The organism is Lysobacter yangpyeongensis, from assembly GCF_042655745.1.
Classification (GTDB): Bacteria; Pseudomonadota; Gammaproteobacteria; order Xanthomonadales; family Xanthomonadaceae; genus Agrilutibacter; species Agrilutibacter yangpyeongensis.
On sequence record NZ_JBHSNM010000005.1, the window covers coordinates 25,125 to 50,830 of the forward strand.

The window sequence follows — 25,706 nt, forward strand, 5'->3', positions numbered from 1 at the left end:
GCGGTTACTCCTTCGCCCCGGCCGGCGCCGCGGACGCGGTGGTCCAGCGCAGCGCCAGCGCGGTGATGTCGTCCGACTGCGGCGCATCGCCGGCGAAGGCGTGCACCGCGGCGACCAGGTTCGCGCACAGCGTGGCGGCGTCGTCGCCCGCGTGCAGCGCCTGGAGCAGGCGTTGCGTGCCGAAGGCGCGTTCGCCCGCGGCCAGCGCTTCGGTGATGCCGTCGGTGTAGGCGACCAGCGCATCGCCCGGCTGCAGGCGTCCGCGCCAGACCGCGTAGTGCTCGGTCGCCTCCAGGCCGAGCGGCGGTCCGTTGGCGAGTTCGACGAAGCCGGCGCTGCCGTCCGCGCGCAGCAGCACCGGCGGTTCGTGCCCGGCGCTGGCCAGCGCGAGTTCGCCGCTGCGCGCATCGATCACGCCGCACAGCACCGTGGCGAACATGCACGCGTCGTTGCCGTGCACGAGCCGGTGCGCGGCGCGTCTGAGCGCGTCCGCCGGCGTGCCGCCCAGGCCCGCGGCCACTTCCAGCACGGTCGCGGTGCGTGCCATGAACAGGGCCGCCGGCACGCCCTTGTCGGAGACGTCGCCGATCGCGAACCACAGCGTGTGGCTGTCGCGTTCGACGAAGCTGTAGAAGTCGCCGCCGACCGCGGTCGCCGGCTCGAGCACGGCGGTGGCCTGCAGACGCCAGCCGTCCTGCGCGAGTTGCCGCGCGCCCGGCAGCATCGACAGCTGGATGTCGCGGGCGATGCCCAGTTCGCTGTCGAGTTTCTGCCGCGCCGCACTCATGTCCTGGATCTCGATCAGCTGCCGCTTGATCGAGCCGCGGGCGTTGTCGAACGCGCGCGCCATCACTCCGACCTCGTCGCGGCGGTCGGTCTGGCGCAGCGGATAGTCGAATTCGCCGGCGGCGAAATGGCTGGCCGAGCCGGTGAGGTCGCGCAGCGGCGTGGTGATGCGTCGCGCCAGTCGCCGCACTGCGAGCGTGGCCAGGCCCAGTGCGATCAGCGCGAACGCGCCCAGCAGCGTCACCGTGCGCTTGAGGTCGGCGAGGATGGCATCGTGCGACAGCGCCAGTTGCAGGCTCCAGCCGGTGTCGCCGATGGGTTCGAGCACCGAGGTGCGCGTTTCGCCGGTGCCTGGCAGCGTGTGGGTCATTTCGAGGCGTTGCTGCGCGGAGCGCGCGGCTTCCAGCGGCTGCAGGTCGCTGCGGCCGCGTTGGGCGATGAAGCGCGCGAGCGTAGTCCTCAGCGCGACGCCCCGATCGGGGTGCAGCACGATCGTGCCCTGCGGTGCGAACAGCGCGGGCCGCTGGCCCGGAATGCGATTGAGCGGTTCGACCAGTTCTTCCCAGCGCTCGATCGGCACGTCCAGGCTGACCATGCCCAGCGTGGCGCCGTCGCGCCCGCGCAGCGGCAGGTTGAGCGTGGTCATCCAGCGGCCGCCGGCGGTCTCGTTGAAATACGGTTCCGACCACCACGGCGCGCGTGCGGCGAGCGTGCGCCGGTACCACGCTTGCCGGCGGAAGGCGTAGCCGGCCGCGATCAGGTCGCGATCCCGCACGCCGCGGCGCGCGACGCCGGCGTAGTAGGCCATCGGTTCGCCGTCGGGCAGCACGCCCGGCTCCACGGCGATCAGTCCGCCCACCGCGCTGGCATCGGCATCGAGCATGGCTTCGAGCAGGCGCACGGTGGCGGTGCGATCGGGCCGCAGGCTGTCGAACAGGCCGATGATGCCGTCGCCGGTGATCCGCACCGAGGTCATCGCCGCATTCACCCGCGCGGCGGTCTGCGCGGCTTCGTAGCGCGTGCGTGCCCGCGCGCCTTCGACGATCTGGTGGCGCGCGAGCAGGAAAGCGGCGACGAAGCCCGTCGCGAGCAGCACGCCGACCAGCGTGCCGAACCACAGCATCATCCGCGTGCGCAGGCTGTCCTGCCAGGGCACGACCGGCGGCTCGCCATGGGCCTGCAGCCATGGCCGTTCGAGCAGGGAATCGTGCGCGATCCGATCCATCGGGCTCCCCCGGGGCACGCCCGGCAGCATACGCCTGCCGCGCGGCGGGCGAGCTGCGACCTCGCGCACGTTCCGCGCCGCCGGTGGCGGTGCTGCCGCGTCGTGCGGCGATCGGCACCGCGCATGGGGCCTCGATGGCAACCGCTCCACGCCAGGCGTAGATTCGGCCCGACCCGTGTGGGGCGTGGAGGGCATGGCGAGCAGGGATCCGAAACCGGGGTGGCCCGCAGTACCGGCGGAAAACGCCGGCGATGCGCCGACGCCGGCCGCGATGCTCGCGGAGATCCTCGCCCAGGTTTCGCGCGAGGCGCTGCAGGGCGAGGATCTGGATGCGGTGCTGCGCGGCATCGTCGACTGCCTGGTGCAGCGCCTGCCGGTGGCGATCGCCAGCATCATCCTGCTCAACGACGTCGGCACGCATTTCGAGCGCGAGGTGTACGCCGGCGAGCTGCTGCTGGTGCAGCCGGAACTGGACAACGACTGGCCGGTGACGCTCGGCGCCGCGGGGCGCTGCGTGCGCACCGGGCAACCGCTGCTGGTCACCGACGTCGAAGGCGATCCGGATTACGTCGCCGGCAACCCGTCGGTGCGGGCCGAGTATCTGGTGCCGATCCGCCACCGCGCGCGCCTGCACGGCGTGCTCAACATCGAAAGCACCGACGCCGGCTTCTTCACCGCCGATGTGTGCGCGGTCTTCGATGCGGTCGCCGACCAGATCGCCGGTGCGATCCACCTGGCGCGCATGGCCGACCAACTGGAGGCGGCCAACCGCAAGCTGCGGCAGCTGTCGTCGATCGACGGCCTCACCGGCATCGCCAACCGCCGCCGCTTCGACGAGCAACTGCAAGCGGACTGGGCGCGTTGCGCACGCGAGCGGCAACCGCTGGCGCTGCTGCTGGTCGACGCGGACCGCTTCAAGGCCCTGAACGACGCCTGCGGCCACCTGTACGGCGACGAGTGCCTGCGCCAACTCGCGCGCGTGTGCGCGCAGCTGGCCGATGGCGAGGAAGACCTGGTGGCGCGCTATGGCGGCGAGGAACTCGTGCTCCTGCTGCCGCGGCGCGATGGCGCGGCGGCAGGGCTCGTCGCCGAGCAGCTGCGCGCGCTGGTCGAGGAGGAAGCCATGGCCCACCCGAGCTCGACGGTGGCGCCGGTGGTGACGGTGAGCATCGGCGTCGCCGCGCTGGTGCCGCGTCCGCAAGGGTCGCCGCAGCAACTGATCGCCGCGGCCGATGCGGCGCTGTACGCGGCCAAGGCCGGCGGGCGCAACCGCGTGGAGCACCCGCCGGTGGCGGGTGCGGAGGACGGCTAGAGCGCCTCGCTGCCCACCGCGTGGTGGGGCTTCGCGGCGCCGACGCGGTGGCGCACCGCGTCCATGTCGCGGATCGGGCGCACTTCGATGCTGCCGGTGCGCGACCAGGGGAATTCCGCGGCGATGCGCACGGCTTCCTCGAAGCTGTCGGCCTCGATGAGGTTGAAGCCGGCGAGCATTTCCTTGGTTTCCGCGAACGGCCCGTCGACCACGGTGGTGCGGCCGTTGCGGGTGCGGATGGTGCGCGCGGTCGCCGGCGCCTCGAGCTGGCGCGAACCACACAGCTTGCCTTCTGCGTGCAGCTCGTCGGCGTGCTCCAGGCAGCCGCGCATCATCGTGTCGTACTCCTCCGCGGGGACCGCGTCGAGCAGGGTGGTGTCGGTGTAGACCAGCATCAGGAATTGCATGGGGTGTCCTGTCGCGTGGGGAAGGGGAGGATCATGCCCGGCCGGCGCGCCGGCAGTGTGACCAAAACCACGATACCGCCCCCGGCCACTGCACCGCACGGGACTACCGGCACACGGCGCCGGAGCGGGCCGAGGGAATACACTCCGGTGCTGTCTCCTGGGCCGGAGCTGTCAATGCTGAGTCGTATCTTTCCCGGGCGGGTCGACAACCGCTTCCGCGGGCGCACGCTCGCGCTGTGGTTGTTCGTGCCGCTGGCGCTGCTGAAGCTGGCGCTGGGCCTGGTGCATATCCTGCGCGCCGACGGCGGCGCGCAATCGGTTTCCACCATTCCGCTGGACACCTATCCCGCCGGCGCCAGCCAGAACGTGATCGCGCTGATGGCGCGCATGGGCGCGGAACAGGTGCTGCTGGGCCTGCTCTTCCTGGTGGTGCTGCTGCGCTACCGCGCGCTGGTGCCATTGATGTTCCTGCTCGCGGTCGCGCATTACGCGCTGTCGCAGGTGGTGGCGACGATGAAGCCGCTGGCGCTCGCCGGCGTCTCCGGCGCGGCCACGATGCACATGGTCATCGGCGTGGTGAGCATCGCCGGACTGCTGCTGTCGCTGTCGGGCCGCGGTTACCGCCGCACCCTGTCTTCCCTGTGATCCGTGGCCGTCATCCGTTCCCGTGAGCCGGTCCCCGTGACCGCTCCGTTCCGTTCCGCGCACGACGTACCCGTCCCGGGTGCGCCATCGCGCCTTTCCCGAGGACATGCAATGCGTATCGCGATACTCGCCGCCGCCCTGTTCGCCGCTTCCACCGCCGCCGCCGCGGACAATCCCTGGCACGCAAAGGCGCGCGACCTGTTGCAGCACTCCGTCGCCATTCCGACGGTGGCCGGGCGCGGCAAGGTGCCCGAGCTCGCGCAGTACCTCGCCGACCAGTACAAGGCGGCCGGCTGGGCCGCGGACGACGTGCACGTGATGCCCTACGACGCGACGCCGGAAAACAAGACCGCGGCGCTGATCGTGCGCTGGCCCGCCGCCGGCAAGGCCACGGCCAAGCCCATCCTGCTGCTGGCGCACATGGACGTGGTCGAGGCATTGCCGGCGGACTGGTCGATGGATCCCTTCACGATGGTCGAGAAGGACGGCTACTTCTACGGCCGCGGCACCAGCGACGACAAGATGGGCGTGGTCGCGGTGACCACCGCGCTGATGCAGCTGCGCGCGCAGGGCTTCAGGCCGAAGCGCGACATCGTCGTGCTGTTCACCGGCGACGAGGAGACCACCGGTCGCGGCGCCACGCTCGGCGCGACCCAGTGGCGCTCGCTGCTCGACGCGGAATACGGCCTCAATGCCGACGGCGGCGGTGGCGGCTTCGACCACGATCGCCAGCCGATCGGCTTCACCCTGCAGACGGCCGAGAAGACCTACGCGGACTTCGCGTTCACCACGCACAATCCCGGCGGCCACAGCTCCAAGCCGCGCCCGGACAACGCGATCTACGAGTTGTCCGATGCGCTCAATCGCCTGGCCGCGTATCGCTTCGAACCGGCGCTCAACGCCACCACGCGCGCGTACTTCACCGAGCGGCAGAAGCGCGAGCACGGCGCGCTGGGTGATGCGATGCGCGCGTGGCTGAAGAATCCCGCCGATGGCGCCGCAGCCGACGTCATCGAAGCCGACACGACCGAAGTCGGCCTGACCCGGACGCGCTGCGTGGCCACCATGCTCGCCGGCGGCCACGCGCCGAATGCCTTGCCGCAGACGGCGAAGGCGACGGTGAACTGCCGCATCCTGCCGGGCGTGTCGCCCGATGCGATCCGCGACGAATTGCAGAAGATCGCCGGCGCGAAGGTGGAAGTGACGCGGCTGGACGACAACAGGACGTCGCTCGATTCGCCCCTGCGCCCGGACGTGCTCAAGGCGTACACCGACAGCGTGCACGCGCGCTTTCCCGCCGCGCCGGTGATCCCGGAAATGAGCACGGGCGCCAGCGATGCGCGGCCGTTCCGCGAGGCCGGGATTCCGGTGTACGGGGTCGACGGTTCGTGGGGCATCGTCCCCGACGACATGCGCGCCCACGGCCGCGACGAACGCCTGCCGGTGCAGGCGCTGGGCGACGACGTGGATCACTGGGTGCGGATGGTGAGCGAACTGGCGGGATGAGGGATTTTTTCCCTCTCCCCACAGGCGGGGAGAAGATGAAAGGTGTTTTTCCTCTCCCCGCTTGCGGGGAGAGGGTGCCCAACGGGCGGGTGAGGGGCGGCGAGCGGAGCGAGCTGCTGTTGTTGTTGCTTTTGCCGTTGCTTTGTCAGGTTCTTCCGGGAAGCAAAAGCCAAGGCAACTCGCTGCGCTCGCTCCCCCTCATCTGCCCTTCGGGCATCTTCTCCCCGCAAGCGGGGAGAAGAGGAAAGATGTTTTCCCTCTCCCGCTTGCGGGGAGAAGAGGAAAGATGTTTTCCCTCTTCCGCTTGCGGGGAGAAGAGGAAAGATGTTTTCCCTCTCCCCGCTTGCGGGGAGCGGGTGCCCAACGGGCGGGTGAGGGGCGGCGAGCGGAGCGAGCTGCTTTTGCTTTTGCCGTTGCTTTGTCAGCTTCTTCCGGGAAGCAAAAGCCAAGGCAACTCGCTGCGCTCGCTCCCCCTCATCTGCCCTTCGGGCATCTTCTCCCCGCAAGCGGGGAGAAGAGGAAAGATGTTTTCCCTCTCCCGCTTGCGGGGAGAAGCGGAAAGATGTTTTCCCTCTCCCGCTTGCGGGGAGAAGCGGAAAGATGTTTTCCCTCTCCCGCTTGCGGGGAGAAGAGGAAAGATGTTTTCCCTCTCCCCGCTTGCGGGGAGAGGGTGCCCAACGGGCGGGTGAGGGGCGGCGAGCGGAGCGAGCTGCTTTTGCTTTTGCCGTTGCTTTGTCAGCTTCTTCCGGGAAGCAAAAGCCAAGGCAACTCGCTGCGCTCGCTCCCCCTCATCTGCCCTCCGGGCATCTTCTCCCCGCAAGCGGGGAGAAGAGGAAATGCTGGGATGCTCCGGCGCGCGCGGAGAAGCGGAAATGCTGGGCGCGCTCCGTGCAGGGAGAAGAAGAAAAGCGGCAACTCCGCGGAATCTCCGCTTACCCCGCCCCCGGCCGCACATGCAGGCCCAGCGCCGCGGCCACCACCGGCAGCGCTTCGTCGTCGCGCTGGTGGGTGATGAAGCCGGCGTGGTGCTCGCCGCCGGCTTCGTAGGTCCACAGCGTGTAGTGGTGTTCGCGCAGACGGTCGAATGCGGTGGCGATCAGCGACGGCACTTCCGCATCGGAGAGGAAATCCTCGTCGGCCGGATCCTCCACGCCCCAGTCGATGCGCAGGTTGAAGCGCGCGGCGAGTTCGTCCAGCACCTCGATCAGGCCCGCCGGATCCTCGTTCTCGACGAAGAAGCCCGACTTCCAGTCGATCACGTCGCGTAATGCCTCGGCCGCCTCCGTGCCCTCGTCCAGCGCGTCGCGGCAGGCGGCGAACTGCTGCATCGCCGCATCCTCGTCGCCCGGGTTGATCAGCAGGAGCAACTGCCACGCCAGTGCTTCAATGGCGGCGTCTTCGTCGATGTCGGCCTCGGGATCGAACGCGCGGGCGAAGTTGTCGTCCGGGTCGTAGTCGCGCTGCGTATTCATGGTTCGAACCTCCTTGCGGGGCACAGGATAGGCCCATCGCGTCGCGCCGGCGGCGGCGAGCGGGCAGAAACCGACACACGGCGCGCAGCCAGGGCCCGCTATGCTGCGCAGCCGTTTCCTTCACGCGCCACGCCATGACTCCGATCGATCTGCGCAGCGACACCGTCACCCGCCCCACCGCCGCGATGCGCGAAGCGATGGCGCGCGCCGAGGTCGGCGACGACGTGTACGGCGAGGATCCGACCGTGAACGCGCTGCAGGAACGCCTCGCCGGCGAGCTGGGCTTCGAGGCCGGACTGTTCGCGCCCAGCGGCACGCAGGCCAACCTGCTCGGCCTGCTGTCGCACTGCCAGCGCGGCGACGAATACCTGGTCGGCATGGATGCGCACACCTACAAGTACGAAGGCGGCGGCGCCGCGGTGTTCGGCTCGATCCAGCCGCAGCCCGTGCTGCATGCCGCCGATGGCACGCTGCCGCTGGACGTGGTCGCGCAGGTGATCAAGCCGCGCGACCCGCATTTCGCGCGCACACGCCTGCTGTGCCTGGAGAACACCTGGCACGGGCGCGCGCTGCCGCACGCCTATCTGCGCGAGGCGCGCGCGTTGTGCGACCGCCACGGCCTCGCGCTGCACCTCGACGGGGCGCGCCTGTACAACGCCGCCGTCGCCGATGGCGTGGCGCCGCGCGAAATCGCGTGCCACTTCGACAGCGTCTCGGTGTGCCTGTCCAAGGGGCTCGGTGCGCCGGTGGGCTCGGTGCTGCTGGGCACGCGCGCCCTGATCGATGAGGCGCGACGCTGGCGCAAGGTCGCCGGCGGCGGCATGCGCCAGGCGGGGATCCTCGCGGCCGCGTGCCTGCACGCACTCGACCACCACGTCGCGCGCCTGGCCGACGACCACCGCCGCGCCGCCGAACTGGCCGCGGGCCTGCGCGGCCTGCCCGGCATCGACGTCGTCGCGCAGCACACCAACATGGTGTTCCTCGACATCCCGGCGCCGCGCCTCGCCGCGCTGAAGCAGCACCTGGATGCCGCCGCGGTGCGCGTGTCCATCGGTTACACGCCGCGGGTGCGCCTGGTGACACACCTGGACGTCGACGATGCCGGCATCGCCCGCGCGATCGCCGCGTTCCGGAGTTTCGCCGTCGAGTAAGGGCACGCAGCGCACGCCGATGTGCGCACGCGTGCTGCGACGCAGCGGCCTCCTGCGCGGTTCGTGCGCAGGCCGCACCGGATCGGCATCGGCCCGTCGTCGCCCGCAGCGGTGCGGATCCCCCAGTCAGCCACGGTTCCCCCGCCATCCCGCGCCTGAGGCCGTCCGTCACCCCGGCCAGCCATATCCGCTGACCCTGTGCGCCCCCCCGGATCGGGGGGGCGCGTGCGCGCGGGGGCATTGGTTCACTTGGGCCATAGGGCGGCTGCGACGGCAGCCGGAGCGTCGCTTTCCATCGCGACATGACGGACACAGGGGACCGGATCGGATGAAGCTGAAGCACGGGGCGTTGTCGTTGGCGTTGTTCGCGGCAATCGGAGGGGCGCACGCGGCGGATCGCGGCGGCGCGGTGGAACGGGCCATCGACCACCTGCGCGAACACCGCGCGGCGGCACGGGTCTCCATGCGCGATGGCTTCATCGCCCGCGATGTGCTGGTCGATGTCGACGGCAGCGAGCACGTGCGCTTCGATCGCACCTACGCCGGCCTGCCGGTGATCGGCGGCGACGTGGTGGTGCATTCGCGCCACGGCCGCTATCGCGATGCGAGCCTCGGCCAGGCCGAGCGCATCGACCTCTCGATCACGCCGACGCTGCGCGCGGACGAGGCGATCGTCGCCGCCGGCACCGAATTCGGTTCCGATTTCGCCGGCCTGCCGGAACAGCGCCTGGTGGTCTACGCGCGTGGCAAGGGCCGCGCGCAGCTGGCCTGGCAGGTGCGCCTGCACAACGCGCAGGCAGACATGACCTACATCGTCGCGGCGAACGCCCGCGCGGCGCGCATCCTCGACCGCTGGAGCAACCTGGAAACCGCGGCGGCGACCGGTTCGGCGCGCACGCTGTATTCCGGCACCGTCAGCATCGGCACCAACACGGTGACCGGCGGCTACGAGTTGCGCGACGTGCTGCGCGGCAAGAGCTACACGATCGATGCGTCCAACAGCCGCACGTCCGGCCGCATCTACAAGGACACGGACAACACCTGGGGCGACGGCACCAACGCCGATCCGCTCACCGTCGCCGCCGAGGCCCATTACGGCACCGCGGTGACCTGGGACTACTACCTCAACATCCACGGCCGCCACGGCATCGCCAACGACGGACGCGGCGCCTACAACCGCGTGCATTACGGCCGCACCTACAGCAACGCGTTCTGGAACGACGGCTGCTTCTGCATGACCTACGGCGACGGCGACGGTGTCGTCACCGGGCCGCTGGTCTCGCTGGACATCGCCGGCCACGAGATGAGCCACGGCGTGACGTCGCGCTCGGCCGGCCTGATCTATTCGGGCGAATCCGGCGGGCTCAACGAAGCCACGTCCGACATCCTCGGCACGATGGTGGAGTTCTACGCCAACAACACCCGGGACACGCCCGATTACCTGATCGGCGAGCAGATCTTCAAGGACAACGTCGCCGGCAGCCCGCCGCAGCGCGCGCTGCGCATGATGTACAAGCCGAGCCTCGACGGCCGTTCGCCCAATTGCTACGTCAGCACGATCGGCAACATGGACGTGCACTACTCCTCGGGCGTCGCCAACCACTTCTACTACCTGCTCGCCGAAGGCAGCGGCAAGAAGACCTACAGCGGCATCGACCACACCTCGCCGACCTGCAATGGCGCCACGCTGGCCGGCATCGGTCGGAGCAAGGCGCAGCGGATCTGGTACCGCGCGCTGACGGTGTACTTCACCTCCACCACCAATTACGCCGCCGCGCGCGTGGCCACGATCAGCGCGGCCAACGATCTGTACGGCGCCACGTCGACGGAAGCCAAGGCCGTCGCCGCCGCGTGGACCGCGGTCGGCGTGAAGTGAGCCGCCGGCACGAGCACGAGCACGGGCGTCCGGCAGGGCGCCCATACGCATTCCAATAACAACGTTGCGCCCAGGGGAAGCAATGATCGGTAACGTCAGCCATACGGCCGCCAGGTCGAGCGGCACGCGTACGTCGCGTGCCAACGCAGCACCCGCAGTCACTCCGATCGTTCGCGCGATCCGCAGCGCGATGGCCGTGTCGGCCACCGTGCTCGCCCTCTCGGCGCCCGGTGCCTTTGCCGGCACTCCCTGCAGCCATGCCGCGCAGGCGGCGACGCTGCTGTGCAATGCCGACTTCGCGCGTGCCGATACCGTCGGTGCGACGCCGGTCGATCTGACCTGGGTCGCGGATGGTGACGTGCCGGCCAGCGTGTTGCCGGCCGCACCGGAGCAGGGCGGCCTGGCCTGGTCCGTCGATGCGGCGCACGTCGCGACCGCCGCGGGCATTGCGCCGGCCGAGGCGTTCGACGATCCGGCGTGGATCGATCAGGCCAACGCGGATTTCTCTGCGTTCGACTGGATGTCCTCCGGCGCCGATATCGGGGCCGGTTCGACGTTCCTCACGACCAGCAACGCCAGCGACATCAGCGTCCGTGGCGTGAATCCCGCCGTCGGCCTGTACCTGGGCGACGACGCCGTCAGCCTGGACAACAGCGCCGGCATCAGCGCCAGCGCCGATGCCGACGGCGCCTCGGCGTATGCGACGGGCGTGCGTGCATTCGCCTCCGTCGACGATGCGAGCATCGTCAACGGCGGCACGATTTCCGCCGACGCGACGGCCACGGGGTTCCTCGCCTACGCCACGGGCGTCTTCAACCAGGCCGTATCGGGGGATGCGAGCCTGGTCAATGATGGCACCATCGCGGCGGACGCCGAGGGCGCCACGTGGACGTTCGCGTTCGGCGTCTACAACATCGCCTCGGTCTACTACGACAGCTCGCACGTCGACAACCACGGCTCGATCAGCGCGACCGCCAATTCCGGCGGTATCGACTACCAGCGCGCCTGGGCCGCCGGCGTGCGCGTGAGCAGCGGCTACGCCTTCGAGAGCTACTACAACCCGCAGCCGTCCGGGCACGACGATGTCCTGCTGACCAACAGTGGCGACATCCATGCCTCCGCCAGCGTCGACCGCAGCGGCAGCAACGCGCTGGCCTGGGGCGCGATCGCCCAGGCGCTGAATGCCGACGGCACGGCGGCGATCGAGAACGACGGCACCATCGACGCCTACGCGCGCGCCTCGGCCACCGACGGCGGCGTCTACGCCGTCTTCGCCGATGCGTTGGGTGCCTATGCCACCAGCATCGACGGCGCCTCGTCGATCACCAACCACGGCGACATCCTGGCGACGACCCGCGTCACCGGCTTCGGCTACGCACGCTCGATCGGGGCGAAGACCGGCTACCTCAGCTCCTCGGACGCCAGCGACGGCTACATCCACAACGCCAGCCACATCGGCGCATACGCGAACACCGATGCGGGCTACGCCAGCGCGATCGGCGCCTCGACCGGCGAACTCAATGGTGTCGGGCACGCGCTGGTCGACAATGCCGCTGGCGCGACCATCACCGCCTCCGCCGACGCCGCCGGTTACGGCGAAGCCAAGGCCATGGGCATCAGTGCGCGCAGCAACGACGGCGCGGACGTGAACAACGACGGCGTGATCACCGCCTATGCGCGCACCGGCGGCATTGCCGACGGGAACGAGGACAGCGCCGCGGCCCGCGGCATCTTCGCCAATGCCATGCACGGCGGCGAGGCCCATGTCAGCAACCAGGGCGATGTGTACGCGACGGCGGTCGCCGGCGGCGCCGATGCCGAGGCCTTCGCCCTCGCGACCGGCATCCACGTGATCTCCTACGACACCGCCAACGTCGAGAACGCGGGCGATGTCGTCGCCACCGCGCAAAGCCTGGGCGACGCCTACGCCTACGGCGCGATCAGCACCGGGTACCACTTCGGTTATCTGACCAACACGGTCGACGGCAGTCTCGTCGCATCGGCCGTGTCGCTGGACGGCACGGCCCTGGCCGTGGGCGCCTACGCCGCGGGCGGCGATGTCGCCTCGCTCGCCAACTACGGCGACATTTCCGCCGCCGCCAACAGCGTGAACGGCGACGCGCAGGCCTACGCGGCCTTCGTCTACGGCACCTTCAACGGCATTGGCGTGCTGGTCAATGGCGGCCAGCTGGATGCGAGCGCCGTCGCCGGCGACGGCGGTGCCGCCGACGCCACCGGCGCGTACGTCATCGCCAATGTCGCCAGCGTCTTCAACGACGCCAGCAGCAACGCGTTCGCCACCGCCGGCGCGGGCGGCACGGCCAACGCGCGCGGCGCGCGCGCCTACGGCATGTATTCGTCCGTCTCGAACTATGGCGAGCTGCGTGCGATCGCCAACGCCGGCGAGGGCGGTACGGCCGACGCGACGGGCGCGAGTTCGTTCGGCTACTACGGCGCGAACGCGTACAACGCCGGCGATATCCTGGCCGCGGCCACGGCGACCCATGGCGTCGCCAGCGCCACCGGTTCGTACTCGCTGGGCGTGATCTTCAGCGCGTACACGACCAATGCCGGTTCGATCCAGGCCATCGCCAACGGCGACCAGGCCCAGGCTATGGGCGTGCTCAACGGTTCGACCTACATCGGCAACGCCGTCACCGTGAACGACGGCGACATCACCGCCTCGGCCGTGGGCGGCCTGGCGCCCTACGGCGAAGCCGAAGCCATCGCCTTCGGCGTCTACAACTTCGCCCAGTACTACGATTCGGTGGTCGACAACCGCGGCTCGGTCTTCGCCTCGGCGACGGCGACGACGCCGATCGATCCGACCGAGGGCTTCCTGCAGGCCAAGGCCATCGGCGCGATGGCCCTCAACGGCTACGGCATCGGCGACACGCTCGTCACCAACTCCGGCGAGATCGGCGCGACTGCCATCGTCAGCACGGGCTACGCGGTGGCCTGGGGCGCCGTGGTGCAATCGCCGGGCGTCTACGCCGGCATCGCCCAGGTCGACAACGACGGATCGATCTGGAGTTACGCGCACGTCGATGTGGGCATGGCGATCGCATCCGGTGCCTACACGCTCAACCTGTTCGGCGCATCGGAGATCGTCAACCACGGCGACATCGTGGCCACCGCGGATTCCGAAAGCGGCATCAGGGACGTGAGCCTCAACTTCTCGGTCGCCTACGGCGCGCGGTCGCGCAGCTATTACGGCGCGGCCTCGGTGGCCAATTACGGCCACATTGAGGCGAACGCGTCGGTGTACGGCGGCATCGCGTATTCCTACGGCGTGGTGGCCTCCGGCCTGGAGACCTCCGTGCACAACGCGGCCGGGGCCGACATCACCGCGGTAGTCGAGGCCGAACGCTTCGGCGGTGCCTTCGCCAACGGCGTCACCGCCGGCGGCATGTACGGCGTGGACGTCACCAACGACGGCACCGTCACCGCCTACGCGATGGCGCGCGGTTACCCGGGTTCCTACGGGGCCTCGGGCGCGACCGGCATCCTCGCCACAGGCAGCTTCATGGGCGACGCCACCGTGGTGAACAACGGCGTGGTCAACGCCATCTCCCTCGCCGAGGACGCATCGAGCATGCTCGGCGGCGGCGCCGGCGCGGCCGGCATCGATGCCTACGGCAACGCGGTGGCCGTGGTCAACGCGGGCGACGTCAACGCGATCGCACAGGCGGAGTTCGGCGTGGTCGGCGCTTCCGGCATCAACGCGCACGGCAAGTACAGCAACGACATCACCAACGCGGCCGGCGCGAGCATCTTCGCCTACGCCTCGGCGGGCACCCTGCCCGGCGACCCGGATCCGGCCTTCGCGGTCGCCTGGGGCACGCAGACCTGGGGCTCGGACGTCGCCACCACGTACAACGCCGGCAGCATCGTCGCGCAGGCGGTGGCCACGCCCGACGGATCGCACGGTGGCGGCGCGGCGGCCTACGGCAGCAGCGTCGGCCACTACTCCGGGATCACGACCAGCGCGCTGGTGAATCTCGGCGACATCGAGGCCATCGCGCAGGCCGACTTCGGTTACGCGACCGCCTACGGCGCCTTCGTCCACGGCCTGGACGCCGCCACGCTCGCCAACGACGGCAGCATCCGTGGCAGCGCCATCGCCGAAGCGGGCAACGCGTTCGCGGTGGGCAGCCACGCCTACGCCTTCAACGCGTCGGTGACCTACAACTGCGATGCGTACGGCTGCGACTGGTCCAACCCGATGGTCACCATCGAAGGCGGCGATGCCAGCATCGACAATGCCGGCGACATCCTCGCCACCGCCAGCGCGACGGGCGGCATCGGCTACACCTACGGGGCGTCGACGTTCGCCGCGTTCGCCGCCGGCATCAGCAACACCGGGCACATCACCGCGGTGACGCAGGCCGACGATGCGCTGGCCACGGCGGTGTTCGCCACCAGCTTCTACCGCGATGCCGGGGTGGTGAACGACGGCGACATCCTCGCCGTGGCCGACGGCACGACCAGCGCGGCCGCCACCGGCGTCCGGATCACTGCGACCGAAGGCAACGCCAGCGTCGCCAATGCCGGCACGATCACCGCGGCGGCCTACGGCAGCGATGCGGTCGCCACCGCGGTCTCGCTGGAATCGGGCGGCATCAACCTGCTCGACAACACCGGCACCATCGCCGCCATCGGCGACGGCGAGCGGATTGCGATCGCGGCCGGCACCGGCAGTGCCGACCTGCGCAACGCCGGCACCGTGATCGGCGCGATCCGCGCCGGCGACGGCGACGACCGCTTCGCCAACGGCGCGGGCGCGATGTGGCACGCGGTCGGCGAATCCGACTTCGGCGCGGGCGACGACCACATCCTCAACCTCGGCACGCTGTTCCTGGACGACGCCGCGATCCGCCTGGGCGGCTACGCGAGCGGCAACACCTTCGACAACCTCGGCACGATCTTCGTGGCGGGCGCCGACAACGTGATCGACATGGACAACCCGTTCGCGGTCACCAACGACGGCGTGATCAGCTTCGTCGACGGCGCGGCCGACGACGTGCTCAGCATCGTCGGCGACTTTGCCGGCGAGGGCGCGATCAATGTCGACGTCAGTGGCCTCGACCAGGCCGGCGACCGGGTCTACGTCGACGGCAGCGTGATCGAGCCGACGCTGCAGACGATCAACGTCAACCTGCTCGACCTGCCGGGTGCGGCGCAGTTCGAAGTGCCGCTGCTGCAAACCACGGGTACCGTCGACGGCGAGTTCGTGCTCGGCAACGTGAACTACGCGCCTGGCGGCTTCCTGACGATGGACTTCCGCCTCAACCAGAGTGCCGACACGGTTTCGCTCGGCGTCGACGTGGCCGGCCTCAATGCGACCGGTGCGCTGGCCTCGAACATCGCCCCGGGCGTGCACAGCCTGGTCAATGCACAGGTCGGCACGTGGCGCCAGCGCATGGGCGTGGTGCCCACCGCGATGGGCGAAGCGGGCCTGGCGCCGTGGCTGCGCGCCTTCAGCGACAGCGGCGACGTCGATCCGCAGCGCAGCGCCAACTTCGGCGGGGACGGCGCATTCGGCTTCCACCAGTCCAACCACGGCTGGGAACTGGGCCTGGAAACGCGGCCATCCGCGCACCTCGCCATCGGCGCCCTGCTGGGCACGTCGGAAGGCAGCCAGCACATCGACGGCGCGGGCAGCGACCGCTTCGACGGCAGCAGCTTCGGCCTGTATGCGACCTGGTTCGCCGACAACGGCTTCTACCTCGACGTCTCGCACCGCTGGACCGGTGTCGACGCGCGCCTGCGCTCGGCGGAAACCACCTACGAAACGCAGGCGTCGGCGCAGTCGACCAATGTCGAAGCCGGCCTGCGTGCGTGGTCGCTCGGCGGCTTCAACGTGGTGCCGCAGCTGCAGTACACGCACACCCGCATCGCCGACATCGATGCGCTGAGCAACGGCCAGGCGGAATTCGTCAACGACGGCGGCACCTCCTCGCGGGCGCGGCTGGGCGTGGCGTTCGACCGCACGTTCCAGCGCGGCAGCTTCGCCCTCACGCCGTACGGCGCGCTCAGCGTCGTGCACGAGTTCGACGGCGAATACGCGCAGTCGATCAACGGCGGCCTGCTCGGCACAAGCAGCCTCGACGGCACCAGCGCGATGGTCGAACTCGGCCTGGGCGCGCGCCGCGGCGGCTGGTCGCTGAGCGGCGGGGTGAACTGGACCGACGGCGGCGCCCTCGACAGCGTCGCCGGTGGGCAGGTGGTGGTGCGGTACGGCTGGTAAGCGTCAACGCGCGGGTGTCGGTCCCGCGTGATCAGGTGTGTCCGCTGGCGTCGTCGCGCCGCATCGTTGGCCCCAATGGCACGGTGCACGACGCCAGCGGTTTTCAGGCAAGTCGCCGCGATCGGGGGCCCGGTCGCGGCAGGGAGCAGGCAAGTGGCAACAGACGACATGCGCGACAAGGGAGTCAGCGAAACCAGCGACAAGGAAGGCAACGAAGCGGTTCTGCAGACGGTGGGCGCGGAACCCGAAACCAGCAACAGTGCAGCGAAGGACGCCGGCGCGACGCCGCCGAAGAACCTGCTGCAGATGAAGGTGGAGAAGAGCTGCTCGCGCGGACTGGCCGGCTGGCTCGCCGCCAACCGCATCTCGCTGGCGATCTCCTCGTACCAGACCGGCCGGCTGTACCTGGTCGGCAGCGACAAGCAGGGGCGCGTCTCGTTCTTCGAGCGCATCTTCGAGCGCGCGATGGGCATCGTCGGCAACGCGCAGCGCATTTACCTGGGCGGGCTGTACCAGTTGTGGCGCTTCGAGAACGTGCTGCGTCCCAACGAGGTCATCCACGGCCAGTTCGATAAGTGCTACGTGCCGCGCAACGCGCAGACGATCGGCGACCTCGACATCCACGAGCTGGGCATCCGCAGCAACGGCAAGGTGGTGTTCGTCAACACCAGGTACTCGTGCCTGGCCGAGCTGAGCCAGACGCACAGCTTCAAGGCGATCTGGAAGCCGAAGTTCATCAGCAAGCTGGCGCCGGAAGACCGCTGCCACCTCAATGGCCTGGCGATGGTCGAGGGCCGGCCCAAGTACGTGACCGCGGTGTGCAGGAGCGACACAGTCGACGGCTGGCGCGACCGCCGCCGCGATGGCGGCGTGGTGATCGACGTGGAGACCGACGAGATCGTGTGCGAAGGCCTGTCGATGCCGCATTCGCCGCGCTGGGCCAACGGCAAGCTGTGGCTGCTCAACGCCGGCACCGGACACCTGGGCTGGGTCGACTTCGCGACGAAGCGCTTCGTGCCGCTGGCCTTCGTGCCGGGTTTCGCGCGCGGCCTGTCGATCATCGGCAACGTCGCCGCGGTGGGCCTGTCGAAGCCGCGCAACCAGCGCTTCGAGGGTCTGGAACTGGACGACGAACTGGGCCGGCGCGACGCCGACCCGTGGTGCGGTGTGCAGATCGTTTCGCTGGCGACCGGCGACGTGATGCACTGGATCCGCTTCGAGGGCGACATCAGCGAGGTCTTCGACATCAGCTTCCTGCCCAACGTGCGCAACCCGATGCTGGTCGGCCTGCGCACGCCGGACATCCGCGAGCTGATCACTTTCGAGCAGGACTTCGCGGTGGAGGAGAGCGCATGAGCACTGCCCGTTGCGGCACGGCGCTCGCGCTGTGCCTGCTCGCCGGCGTCGCCGCCGCAGGTACGCCGGCCGCACCGGGCGCCGCGCTGCTGTCGCCGACGGCGGTGTTCGCCGCGTGGGACACCGACAGGAACCAGTCGCTGTCGCCGGCGGAATTCAACGCCGGCTGGGCGCGGATCGAGCGCACCGCGGCGCTGCGTCAGTTGCGTGCGCAATTCGCCGCGCGTGACCGCAATCGCGACGGCGCCCTCGATGCCGGCGAATACGCGACGCTGGAACTGGTCCGCAAGGCCGGCACGAATGCGCCGCCGATCGCGCGCTTCGACAGCGACCGCAGCGGCGGCCTGCGCTTCGAGGAATACGTCGCGCTGGTGACGGCACTGGCGCCGAAGCCGGCCGCGGCGCCGGCGACGAAGGCCAACGCCAACGCGAAGCCCCGTTGACGGCTGCCGCCGTCGCACCATCAGGAAAGAGAGAGTCGTGTCAGTCGAGTTCGTATCCGTCTGGAAGCAGGTCACCCCGGAGCTGCAGGCCGAACTGGTCGCGTTCTGGTCCGCGCACAAGGCCATCGCCGATGCCGGCGTCGCCACCGCGCGTGCGCGCCAGGCCGTGTGCATCGCCCGCGATGGCGAGGGCCGTATCGTCGGCGTGGGCACCGCGTTCGTGCGCGTGCTGCAGCGCCTGCGCCAGCCCATGTACTACTACCGGCAGTTCTTCGCCCCGGAATACCGCGGGCAGGGGCAGGCCATGCCGTTCTTCAACCGCGCGCGGCAGATCCTGCAGGCGCACAACGCCGCGCTGCCGGTGGCCGAAAGCCTGGGCGTGCTGCTGGAAGTGGAAAGCGCGCTGCTCGCCACGCGCTACGACCTGGCCCATGTCGCCGCGGCCGATTCCACCTTCATCGGCTACTCGCCGCGCGGGCTGCAGCTGCGGGTCTCCTATTTCGAGGGCGCGCGCCTGCTCTCCCCGCTGGCGGCGTCGCCGCGCGATCCGATGGGCTCGCTGCCCTAGTCGGTTACCCTAGCGCGGACGCTCCGACGGCCCGCCGGTCCATCGCGATAGCTGCCATGTCCGAGTCCGAGTTCGTCCTGAAGACGACGCCACCGCGCATGCCGCGCCTGGCGATGGAGCGGCCGCGCCTGCTGCGGTACGCCGAACGCCTGCGCGATTGCGCCGCCGCCGCGGTCGTGGCGCCGGCGGGCTTCGGCAAGACCACGCTGCTGCTGCAGTGGCGGCAGCGCTGGCTGGAAGCGGGCGCGCGCGTGGCCTGGCTCGGCGTCGATGCGCAGGACGATCCGGCGCGCTTCACCGTCGGTCTGCTGCAAGCCGCGCGCAACGCCTGCGCGATCCGCGACACCCCTCCGTCCGGCAGCCCCGGCCTGGAGACGCTGACGCGCATGCTGTCGGAGGTGGCGCGCAACGGCGCGTGGACCGTGATCGTGATCGACGACGCCGAACGGCTGCCCGAAGCCACCGTGCGCCAATCGCTGCAGTACCTGCTGCTCAACGCGCCGGCCAACCTGCACATCGCGATCGGCTCGCGCGTGCCGCTGCCGCTGCGCACGACCGAACTGGTGGCCAAGGACAGCTTCCTGCAACTGTCCACGCACGACCTGCGCCTGCAGCTGGAAGAGTCCATGGTGCTGCTCGAACGGCGCCTGGGCGCGCGCCTGAGCGTGGACGAGCGCGCGTGCGTGCACGACGCGACCGAGGGCTGGCCGATCGGCCTGCAGCTGGCGATCGCGGCGATCGAGCACGAGGACGATGCGGCCGCCGCGGTGCGCACGCTGTCGGCGCGACGCGGCAGCCTGCAGGACTACTTCGTCGATTCGCTGCTGGCCGCGCTGCCGCCGCATGCCGCCGACGTGCTCACGCGCATCGCCATCCTCGATCACTTCAACCAGGAACTGTGCGACGCGGTGTCGGGCCTGTCCTGCGCGGACCTGCTGCAACAGCTGGTACGCGAGACGCCGATCATGATGGTCGGCGAGCGCGACGGCTGGCTGCGGCTGCATCCGCTGGCGCGCGACTTCCTGCGCGGACGCTTCGAGCAGCTGCCCGCGCCAGAGCGCGCCGCGCTGCACGCACGCGCCTCGCACTGGTACATGCAGAACGGGCGCCTGCACGACGCCGCCGACCACGCCCTCGCCGCCGGCGACGAAGCGCTGGCGCAGGAATACGCGGCCCGTGCGCTGTGGATGCTCGGCGCGTTGGGCAAGGTCGACGAGGCACGCGAATGGCTGCAGCGCCTGCCGATGGCGCTGCTGGAAAGCGATGCCGAACTGCGCCTGGGCGCCGCCGCGGTGCTGGCGTTCGGCAACCGCAATGCGGAAGCGCTGCGCATGGCCAGCGACGTGCTCGGCAATCCGCGCACCTCGCCGGCGCTGGCGGTGGTGGCGCGCCGCGTGGCGTCGACCGCCGCCGCCTATGCGGACCACCTGGGCGTGCTGGAAAAGCTGCTGGCGAGCTGGCCGCCCGTGCCGGCCGACGTCGATCCGCTGTACACCGCCAACCGCCTCAACGTCGGCGCGTTCGTCGCCCTGCACCGCGGCGACACCGGCGCGGCGCGCGCGCAGATCGCGCAGGCCGCGACGCTGGGGCGCGAAGGCTCGCTGCGCCTGGCCGCGGCGCTGGGCCAGATGCTGGTGGGCCTGAGCCACCTGTGGGACGGCAACCCGCGCCTGGCCGAAGAGGTGATGCGTCCCGCGTTGCTGCTCGCCGAACGCGAGGAAGGCCGCCGCAGCATGATCGCCAGCCTGCACGCGCCGGTGCTCGCGGCGGCGCTGCTGCAACTCGACCAGCAAACCGCGGCGCAGGCCCTGCTCGCCAACCGTCTCGACGTGATCGAGCGCTGCGGCTTCGCCGACAACATCCTGCTGGCGTACCGCACGCTGGTGTACGCCGCGCTGGCGCAGGACGACGAGCGTCGTGCGCTGAGCGTGCTCGACAGTTTCGATGCGGTCGCCCATCGTCGCGCACTGCCGCGCCTGCGCCTGCAGGGACTGGCCGAACGCGTGCGCCTGTTCGCGCTGCGGCAGTGCCTGCAGAGCGCGGACGAGGCGATGGTCGAGCTCGATGCGCTCGCGGCCGTGTTCGCGCAGGAAGAACTGCGCCCATACGTGCCGCACTACCAGCTGGTCGCGTCGGTCGCGCGCAGTTACGTCGCGCTGGAACGCAACGACATCGATGCCGCCGACAGCGCGCTCGACCGCGCCGCGACGCTCGCCGCGCTGCTGCGCCGCGGGCGCGATGCGCGCGCGGTCAAGGTCCTGCGCGCGGTCGTGGCGCGACGGCGCGGCAGCGACCAGGCCTTGCCGCTGTTGCGCGAGGCGATGAGCCTGGCCTCGTTGTCCGGCAATGCGCGCCTGCTCGCCAACGTCCATCCGCAGGCGCTGGAAATGGCGGCGGAAGTGGAGAACGGCGCGCTGCTGCCGAAGGCGGGCAGGCGCCGCCGCGCGTCGATCGATGCGTCCGCGCCTGGCGCCTCGGGCCTGCTGACGACGAAGGAAGCCGAGATCCTGCGCCTGCTCCAGCGCGGCATGTCGAACAAGCGCATCGCGCTGACGCTGGACATCGGCGGCGAAACGGTGAAGTGGCACCTCAAGAACCTGTTCGCCAAGCTCTCGGCCGGATCGCGCGAACACGCGGTGGATCGCGCGCGGTTGCTGGGGCTCGTGAAGTAGCTCGGGGAGCGTGGCCCGGATAAGCGCAGCGCATCGCGCCGCCAGGAATGTAATCCGTGATGATCCCCACCGCGCCGCAGCGCGGGAGAAAAATCGGCCTCCCTTGGAGTGTTCCTGCTCGCGGGAGCGTATTCCCCGGGTGCGGCCTGCGGCCTTGCCCGGGCTACGGCTCCTGCAACGCCACCTGCTTGTGCGTGTCGGCCTCGCGCGGGGCGTCGACGGTCGCCTCGTCGCGCGAAACGGTGGTCGTCGGCGCGTGTCGCGGAGCGGCATCGAGGCCGGACGCGCGCTGCTCGCGTGCCGACTGCTCGGCCGATGCGATCAGCGCATCCATCACCAGACCCATCAGGCTGCGCTTGCCGCGAGCGCGCGATGGCTCCGCCGGGGCGGCTGCAACGACCGCATCGCGCGCCGAGGTGTCGGCGCGTGGCGCGGCCGTGATCGGCTCGTGCGTCTGCGCCGCGAGCGGCAAGCACGCGCCCGCCAGCGCCAGCCACAGCAGCCACGTCACCGACGCGAACCGGATCGGGTACGGCGGAAGCCTGGACGGAAGGAAGCTGGAACGACGCATGAGTCTGTTCCATCGACGCCACACGGGCGGATGCGGGCAGCGTGGTCCCTGCCGGCGTGCATGCGCGTGAATCGGCGTCGCGGCGGCGTGAACGCCGGCCGCAGCGCCCCGTTTCGTTGCGACCGGATCAGCAAGGTGGGCGGAGCGTGACGGAACACGGGAAAAACCATGCCGAATCGGGCGTGAGGCCGTGCCACAAGTCATCGGCTCGCGCACCGTGCACCGCTGCTACCATCGAACGCCTTGTCCCGCCGCTTTCAAGGTGCCGCATGAACCGTCCTTCCCGGAATGCACTCGCCGCATCCGTGTTGTCCCTGGCCGTGGCGTTCGCGCTGCAGCCCGCGCTGGCCGCGAATCCCCAGGCCCCGAGCTTCGATCCGCACCGCCTCGCCGAAGAAGTGAAGACCTTGTCCTCGGATGCCTTCGAGGGCCGCGGTCCGGCCACGCCGGGCGAGACGAAGACGGTCGAGTACGTCTCCGCGCAGATGCAGGCCGCCGGCCTGCAGCCCGGTGGCGACATCAAGGACGGCAAGCGCACCTGGACGCAGGCGGTGCCGCTGCTGCGCGCCGAAATCACCGGCACCCCGACGCTGACGATGAACGAAGGCGGCCAGGCGCAGGCGCTGACGCAGGGCGAACAGATCGCCGTGCGCGCCGCGCTCAACGGCGATACGCACGTCAGCATCAAGGACGCGCCGCTGGTGTTCGTCGGCTACGGCGTGAAAGCGCCCGAGCGCAACTGGGACGACTTCAAGGGCATGGACGTCAAGGGCAAAGTCATCGTTGCCCTGATCAACGATCCCGATTTCGAGACCGGCAAGGGCGACTTCGGCGGCAAGGCCATGACCTACTACGGCCGCTGGACCTACAAATACGAGGAAGCCGCGCGCCAGGGCGCCGCCGGCCTGCTGATCGTGCACGAGACCGATCCGGCCTCGTACGGCTGGGCGACGGTGAAGAATTCCAATACCAACACCATGTTCGACGTCGTGCGCGACGATCCCAAGGCGGTGCACGCGCCGCTGGAAGCCTGGATCCAGCGCGACTTCGCGGTGAACCTGTTCAAGAGCGCCGGGCTCGACTTCGAGGCACTGAAGAAGCAGGCGCAGATGCGCGACTTCCAGCCGGTCGAGATCAAGGGCGCGACGTTCAGCGCCGACTACGACGTCGATTCGAAGGTCATCACCTCGCAGAACATCGTCGGTTTCATCGAAGGCAGCAGGAAGTCCGACGAATACGTGATCTACAGCGCGCACTGGGATCACCTCGGCGTCGGCGAGCCCGATGCCAGGGGCGACACGATCTACAACGGCGCGGTCGACAATGCGACCGGCACCGCCGCGTTGATCGAGCTGGGCCGCGCCTTCGCGCACGCGAAGCAGAAGCCGGAACGCTCGCTGGTGTTCCTCAACGTCACCGCGGAAGAAAAGGGCCTGCTCGGTTCGGAGTACTACTCGTCCAAGCCGCTGTATCCGCTGGGCAAGACCGTCGGCGTGATCAACATGGACGCGCTCGATCCGCACGGACCGGCGCGCGACTTCAACATCTCCGGCAGCGCGAAGCTCGAACTGCTCGACCAGCTGGTGGCCACCGCGAAGCAGTGGAACGTGCGCTACTCGCCGGATCCGAAGCCGGAAGCGGGCCACTTCTTCCGTTCCGACCACTTCCCCTTCGCCAAGCGCGGCGTGCCGGCGATTTCGTTCGGTTCGGGCGACGACCGCGTCGACGGCGGCACGGCCGCGAGCAAGCAGTGGAGCGAGATGTACACGCGCGACCGCTACCACCAGCCGGCCGACGAATTCGACGCGGCCTGGCCGTTCACCGGCATGGCGCGCGACCTGCAGATCCTGTACACGCTGGGCAGCGACCTGGCGAACTCGAACGCCTGGCCGAACTGGGGCCAGGACTCCGAGTTCCGCGCCGCGCGCGATGCCAGCGCGGACGCACGCAAGTAACGGCGACCTGCACGCACGCACGAAAGCCCCGCCACTGGCGGGGCTTTTCGTTTGCGGCGTCGCCACCCGATCAGGGGACGTTGCCTCGCCAGGGCATTGATTGCAGGGAAGTTGCGCCGTGCGCGCGCCGCGCCGCGCATCCGGGCCTGGCCGTTGCCGCGGCAGCGCCGCGTTGGTCGGGGTGCTCGCCCATACAGGCACCTGGAGCGCACCGATGAACCCTCGTCTGATCGCGACTGCACTGTCCGCGGCCACCCTGGCCGCGCTTGTGTCCTGCCAACGCTCCGCGCCGCCGGAAGCCACCGCGCCGGCAACGGCAACGCCCGCGCCCGCCAGCACCGCCGCACCCGCGGAGCCCAAGGCGGCCTACACCGACCTGGAACAGCTGGCGCAGCGCGTGGTGACGCAAAGCGCGGCGGTGAAGGAAGGCGAGGTCGTGCTGATCACCGGCCGGCCGAGCGATGCGGAACTGCTCGAGAACCTCGCCGTCAACGTACGCAAGGTCGGTGGCCTGCCCTTCATCGAATACAGCAGCGACCGCCTGGCCAAACGCCTGTTCTTCGACGTGCCGGAAAAATACGACACCCAGGCCGACACGCTCGGGAGCAAGCTCGCCGACATCGTCGACGTGCAGATTTCCCTGGGCAACAACGCCACCCAGGATCTGTTCGAAGGCGCCGATCCCAAGCGCATGGCCGCGCGCGGCAAGGCGGCCGAACCGGTGGCGCAGAAGTTCCTGCGCAAGGTCCGCAACGTGGAGATCGGCAACAACCTGTATCCGACGCCGTGGCGCGCGAAACAATACGGCCTCGAAGAGGACGCCCTGGCGCGCACGTTCTGGAACGGCGTCAACCTCGACTACAGCGAACTGCAGGCGCGCGGCACGCAGGTGAAGGTCGCGATCGCCGGCGGCAACGAGGTGCACATCACCAACCCCAACGGCACCGACCTCACGCTGAGCGTGAAGGGGCGTCCCGTGCTCACCAGCGACGGCGTGGTCAGCGCGGAGGACATGAAGGGTGGCGCCGCCGCGGCCGCGGCCTACCTGCCGGCCGGCGAGGTCTACGCCACGCCGGTGGCCGGCAGCGCCCACGGCAAGGTGGTGAGCACGCTCAGCTACTTCCGCGGCAAGGAAGTGAACAACCTCACCCTCACCGTCGACGGCGGCAAGGTGACGGCGATGACCGGCGAGGGCCCCGGTTACGCCGGACTGAAGGCCGAATACGACGCGGTCGACGACGCCCGCAAGGACGACGTGGGCTTCGTCGACGTCGGCATCAATCCCAACGTGACGCTGCCCGCGACGAGCAAGGTCGGCACCTGGGTGCCGGCCGGATCGGTCACGGTGGGCACCGGCTTCAACGTCTGGGCCGGCGGCAGCAACTCGGTGCCGTACGGACTGACGTTGTTCCTGCCCGGCAGCACGCTCACGCTCGACGGCAAGCCCATCGTCGAGAACGGCACGCTGAAGCTCTGAGCAACGCGCGCAAGCGCAAGGAACAAAGGCGGCC

16 protein-coding genes are annotated in these 25,706 nt (G+C 69.9%); 12 read left to right on the forward strand and 4 right to left on the reverse strand.

All coding sequences use genetic code 11. The annotated features are described in order from the left end of the window. Positions 1-4: 4 nt before the first annotated feature. Positions 5-2,011, reverse strand: coding sequence for a SpoIIE family protein phosphatase (locus tag ACFPN1_RS13125; protein ID WP_386755559.1), 2,007 nt, complete (start codon positions 2,009-2,011; stop codon positions 5-7). Between the two features lie 193 nt (positions 2,012-2,204). Here ACFPN1_RS13125 and ACFPN1_RS13130 point away from each other — a divergent pair, with 193 nt between their 5' ends. After that, on the forward strand, positions 2,205-3,323 hold the full coding sequence (locus tag ACFPN1_RS13130) for a GGDEF domain-containing protein (RefSeq protein ID WP_386755560.1): 1,119 nt from the start codon (positions 2,205-2,207) through the stop codon (positions 3,321-3,323). On the opposite strand, the gene ACFPN1_RS13135 is transcribed toward ACFPN1_RS13130, so the two are convergent. Then, the gene (locus ACFPN1_RS13135) at positions 3,320-3,730 is read right to left on the reverse strand and encodes a YciI family protein (protein WP_386755561.1); all 411 of its coding nucleotides are present in this window, start codon (positions 3,728-3,730) and stop codon (positions 3,320-3,322) included. The two genes, ACFPN1_RS13130 and ACFPN1_RS13135, sit on opposite strands and share 4 nt — an antisense overlap. A 174-nt stretch (positions 3,731-3,904) precedes the next feature. On the opposite strand from ACFPN1_RS13135, the gene ACFPN1_RS13140 reads away from it, so the two are divergent. Together ACFPN1_RS13140 and ACFPN1_RS13145 are read left to right on the forward strand one after the other, a co-directional pair. Further along, the gene (locus ACFPN1_RS13140) at positions 3,905-4,375 is read left to right on the forward strand and encodes a hypothetical protein (protein WP_386755563.1); all 471 of its coding nucleotides are present in this window, start codon (positions 3,905-3,907) and stop codon (positions 4,373-4,375) included. A gap of 111 nt (positions 4,376-4,486) precedes the next feature. Then, positions 4,487-5,881 carry a M20/M25/M40 family metallo-hydrolase gene (locus ACFPN1_RS13145; RefSeq protein ID WP_386755564.1) on the forward strand — a complete coding sequence of 465 codons (1,395 nt, stop codon included), beginning with the start codon at positions 4,487-4,489 and terminating at the stop codon, positions 5,879-5,881. A 932-nt stretch (positions 5,882-6,813) separates the two neighbouring features. On the opposite strand, the gene ACFPN1_RS13150 is transcribed toward ACFPN1_RS13145, so the two are convergent. After that, entirely contained in the window at positions 6,814-7,353 is a 540-nt protein-coding gene (locus ACFPN1_RS13150; protein WP_386755565.1) for a DUF6630 family protein, read from the reverse strand. A 134-nt stretch (positions 7,354-7,487) separates the two neighbouring features. Between ACFPN1_RS13150 and ltaE the strand changes: the two genes are divergently transcribed. The 7 genes from ltaE (at position 7,488) to ACFPN1_RS13185 (ending at position 21,669) form a co-directional block, all read left to right on the forward strand. Then, positions 7,488-8,504, forward strand: coding sequence for a low-specificity L-threonine aldolase (gene ltaE, locus ACFPN1_RS13155; RefSeq protein ID WP_386755566.1), 1,017 nt, complete (start codon positions 7,488-7,490; stop codon positions 8,502-8,504). 328 nt (positions 8,505-8,832) lie between these two features. Next, positions 8,833-10,380: a M4 family metallopeptidase gene (locus ACFPN1_RS13160; protein ID WP_386755567.1), complete on the forward strand. Its 1,548-nt coding sequence runs from the start codon at positions 8,833-8,835 to the stop codon at positions 10,378-10,380. An 82-nt stretch (positions 10,381-10,462) separates the two neighbouring features. Beyond that, the gene (locus tag ACFPN1_RS13165) at positions 10,463-16,630 is read left to right on the forward strand and encodes a hypothetical protein (RefSeq protein WP_386755569.1); all 6,168 of its coding nucleotides are present in this window, start codon (positions 10,463-10,465) and stop codon (positions 16,628-16,630) included. A 153-nt stretch (positions 16,631-16,783) separates the two neighbouring features. Further along, a complete protein-coding gene (locus ACFPN1_RS13170) occupies positions 16,784-17,986 on the forward strand; it encodes a TIGR03032 family protein (protein ID WP_386755570.1) in 1,203 nt (400 codons plus the stop codon). Beyond that, on the forward strand, positions 17,983-18,429 hold the full coding sequence (locus ACFPN1_RS13175; RefSeq protein ID WP_386755571.1) for an EF-hand domain-containing protein: 447 nt from the start codon (positions 17,983-17,985) through the stop codon (positions 18,427-18,429). The genes ACFPN1_RS13170 and ACFPN1_RS13175 overlap by 4 nt, the downstream gene beginning before the upstream one ends. 37 nt (positions 18,430-18,466) lie before the next feature. Next, complete coding sequence (locus ACFPN1_RS13180; RefSeq protein WP_386755573.1) at positions 18,467-18,997, forward strand: hypothetical protein; 531 nt, start codon at positions 18,467-18,469, stop codon at positions 18,995-18,997. A 56-nt stretch (positions 18,998-19,053) separates the two neighbouring features. Next, positions 19,054-21,669: a winged helix-turn-helix domain-containing protein gene (locus ACFPN1_RS13185; RefSeq protein ID WP_386755574.1), complete on the forward strand. Its 2,616-nt coding sequence runs from the start codon at positions 19,054-19,056 to the stop codon at positions 21,667-21,669. A 163-nt stretch (positions 21,670-21,832) separates the two neighbouring features. Here the strand turns inward: ACFPN1_RS13185 and ACFPN1_RS13190 are convergent, their stop codons facing one another. Next, positions 21,833-22,240 carry a hypothetical protein gene (locus ACFPN1_RS13190; RefSeq protein WP_386755575.1) on the reverse strand — a complete coding sequence of 136 codons (408 nt, stop codon included), beginning with the start codon at positions 22,238-22,240 and terminating at the stop codon, positions 21,833-21,835. 269 nt (positions 22,241-22,509) lie between these two features. Here ACFPN1_RS13190 and ACFPN1_RS13195 point away from each other — a divergent pair, with 269 nt between their 5' ends. Both ACFPN1_RS13195 and ACFPN1_RS13200 read left to right on the forward strand, forming a co-directional pair. Continuing rightward, the gene (locus ACFPN1_RS13195) at positions 22,510-24,195 is read left to right on the forward strand and encodes a M28 family metallopeptidase (protein WP_386755577.1); all 1,686 of its coding nucleotides are present in this window, start codon (positions 22,510-22,512) and stop codon (positions 24,193-24,195) included. A 214-nt stretch (positions 24,196-24,409) separates the two neighbouring features. Next, positions 24,410-25,672 (forward strand): aminopeptidase, encoded by a 1,263-nt coding sequence (locus ACFPN1_RS13200; protein ID WP_386755578.1) that lies wholly within the window; start codon positions 24,410-24,412, stop codon positions 25,670-25,672. The last annotated feature ends 34 nt before the right edge of the window (positions 25,673-25,706 follow it).

What these genes read in the sequence shown, in the direction of transcription:
- ACFPN1_RS13175 (WP_386755571.1), top strand. Translation starts at nt 17,983, where the DNA reads ATGAGCACTGCCCGTTGCGGCACGGCGCTCGCGCTGTGCCTGCTCGCC.
- ACFPN1_RS13145 (WP_386755564.1), top strand. Translation starts at nt 4,487, where the DNA reads ATGCGTATCGCGATACTCGCCGCCGCCCTGTTCGCCGCTTCCACCGCC.
- ACFPN1_RS13190 (WP_386755575.1), bottom strand. Translation starts at nt 22,240, where the DNA reads ATGCGTCGTTCCAGCTTCCTTCCGTCCAGGCTTCCGCCGTACCCGATC.
- ACFPN1_RS13150 (WP_386755565.1), bottom strand. Translation starts at nt 7,353, where the DNA reads ATGAATACGCAGCGCGACTACGACCCGGACGACAACTTCGCCCGCGCG.
- ACFPN1_RS13135 (WP_386755561.1), bottom strand. Translation starts at nt 3,730, where the DNA reads ATGCAATTCCTGATGCTGGTCTACACCGACACCACCCTGCTCGACGCG.
- ACFPN1_RS13125 (WP_386755559.1), bottom strand. Translation starts at nt 2,011, where the DNA reads ATGGATCGGATCGCGCACGATTCCCTGCTCGAACGGCCATGGCTGCAG.
- ACFPN1_RS13165 (WP_386755569.1), top strand. Translation starts at nt 10,463, where the DNA reads ATGATCGGTAACGTCAGCCATACGGCCGCCAGGTCGAGCGGCACGCGT.
- ACFPN1_RS13195 (WP_386755577.1), top strand. Translation starts at nt 22,510, where the DNA reads ATGAACCGTCCTTCCCGGAATGCACTCGCCGCATCCGTGTTGTCCCTG.
- ltaE (WP_386755566.1), top strand. Translation starts at nt 7,488, where the DNA reads ATGACTCCGATCGATCTGCGCAGCGACACCGTCACCCGCCCCACCGCC.
- ACFPN1_RS13185 (WP_386755574.1), top strand. Translation starts at nt 19,054, where the DNA reads ATGTCCGAGTCCGAGTTCGTCCTGAAGACGACGCCACCGCGCATGCCG.
- ACFPN1_RS13140 (WP_386755563.1), top strand. Translation starts at nt 3,905, where the DNA reads ATGCTGAGTCGTATCTTTCCCGGGCGGGTCGACAACCGCTTCCGCGGG.
- ACFPN1_RS13130 (WP_386755560.1), top strand. Translation starts at nt 2,205, where the DNA reads ATGGCGAGCAGGGATCCGAAACCGGGGTGGCCCGCAGTACCGGCGGAA.
- ACFPN1_RS13160 (WP_386755567.1), top strand. Translation starts at nt 8,833, where the DNA reads ATGAAGCTGAAGCACGGGGCGTTGTCGTTGGCGTTGTTCGCGGCAATC.
- ACFPN1_RS13200 (WP_386755578.1), top strand. Translation starts at nt 24,410, where the DNA reads ATGAACCCTCGTCTGATCGCGACTGCACTGTCCGCGGCCACCCTGGCC.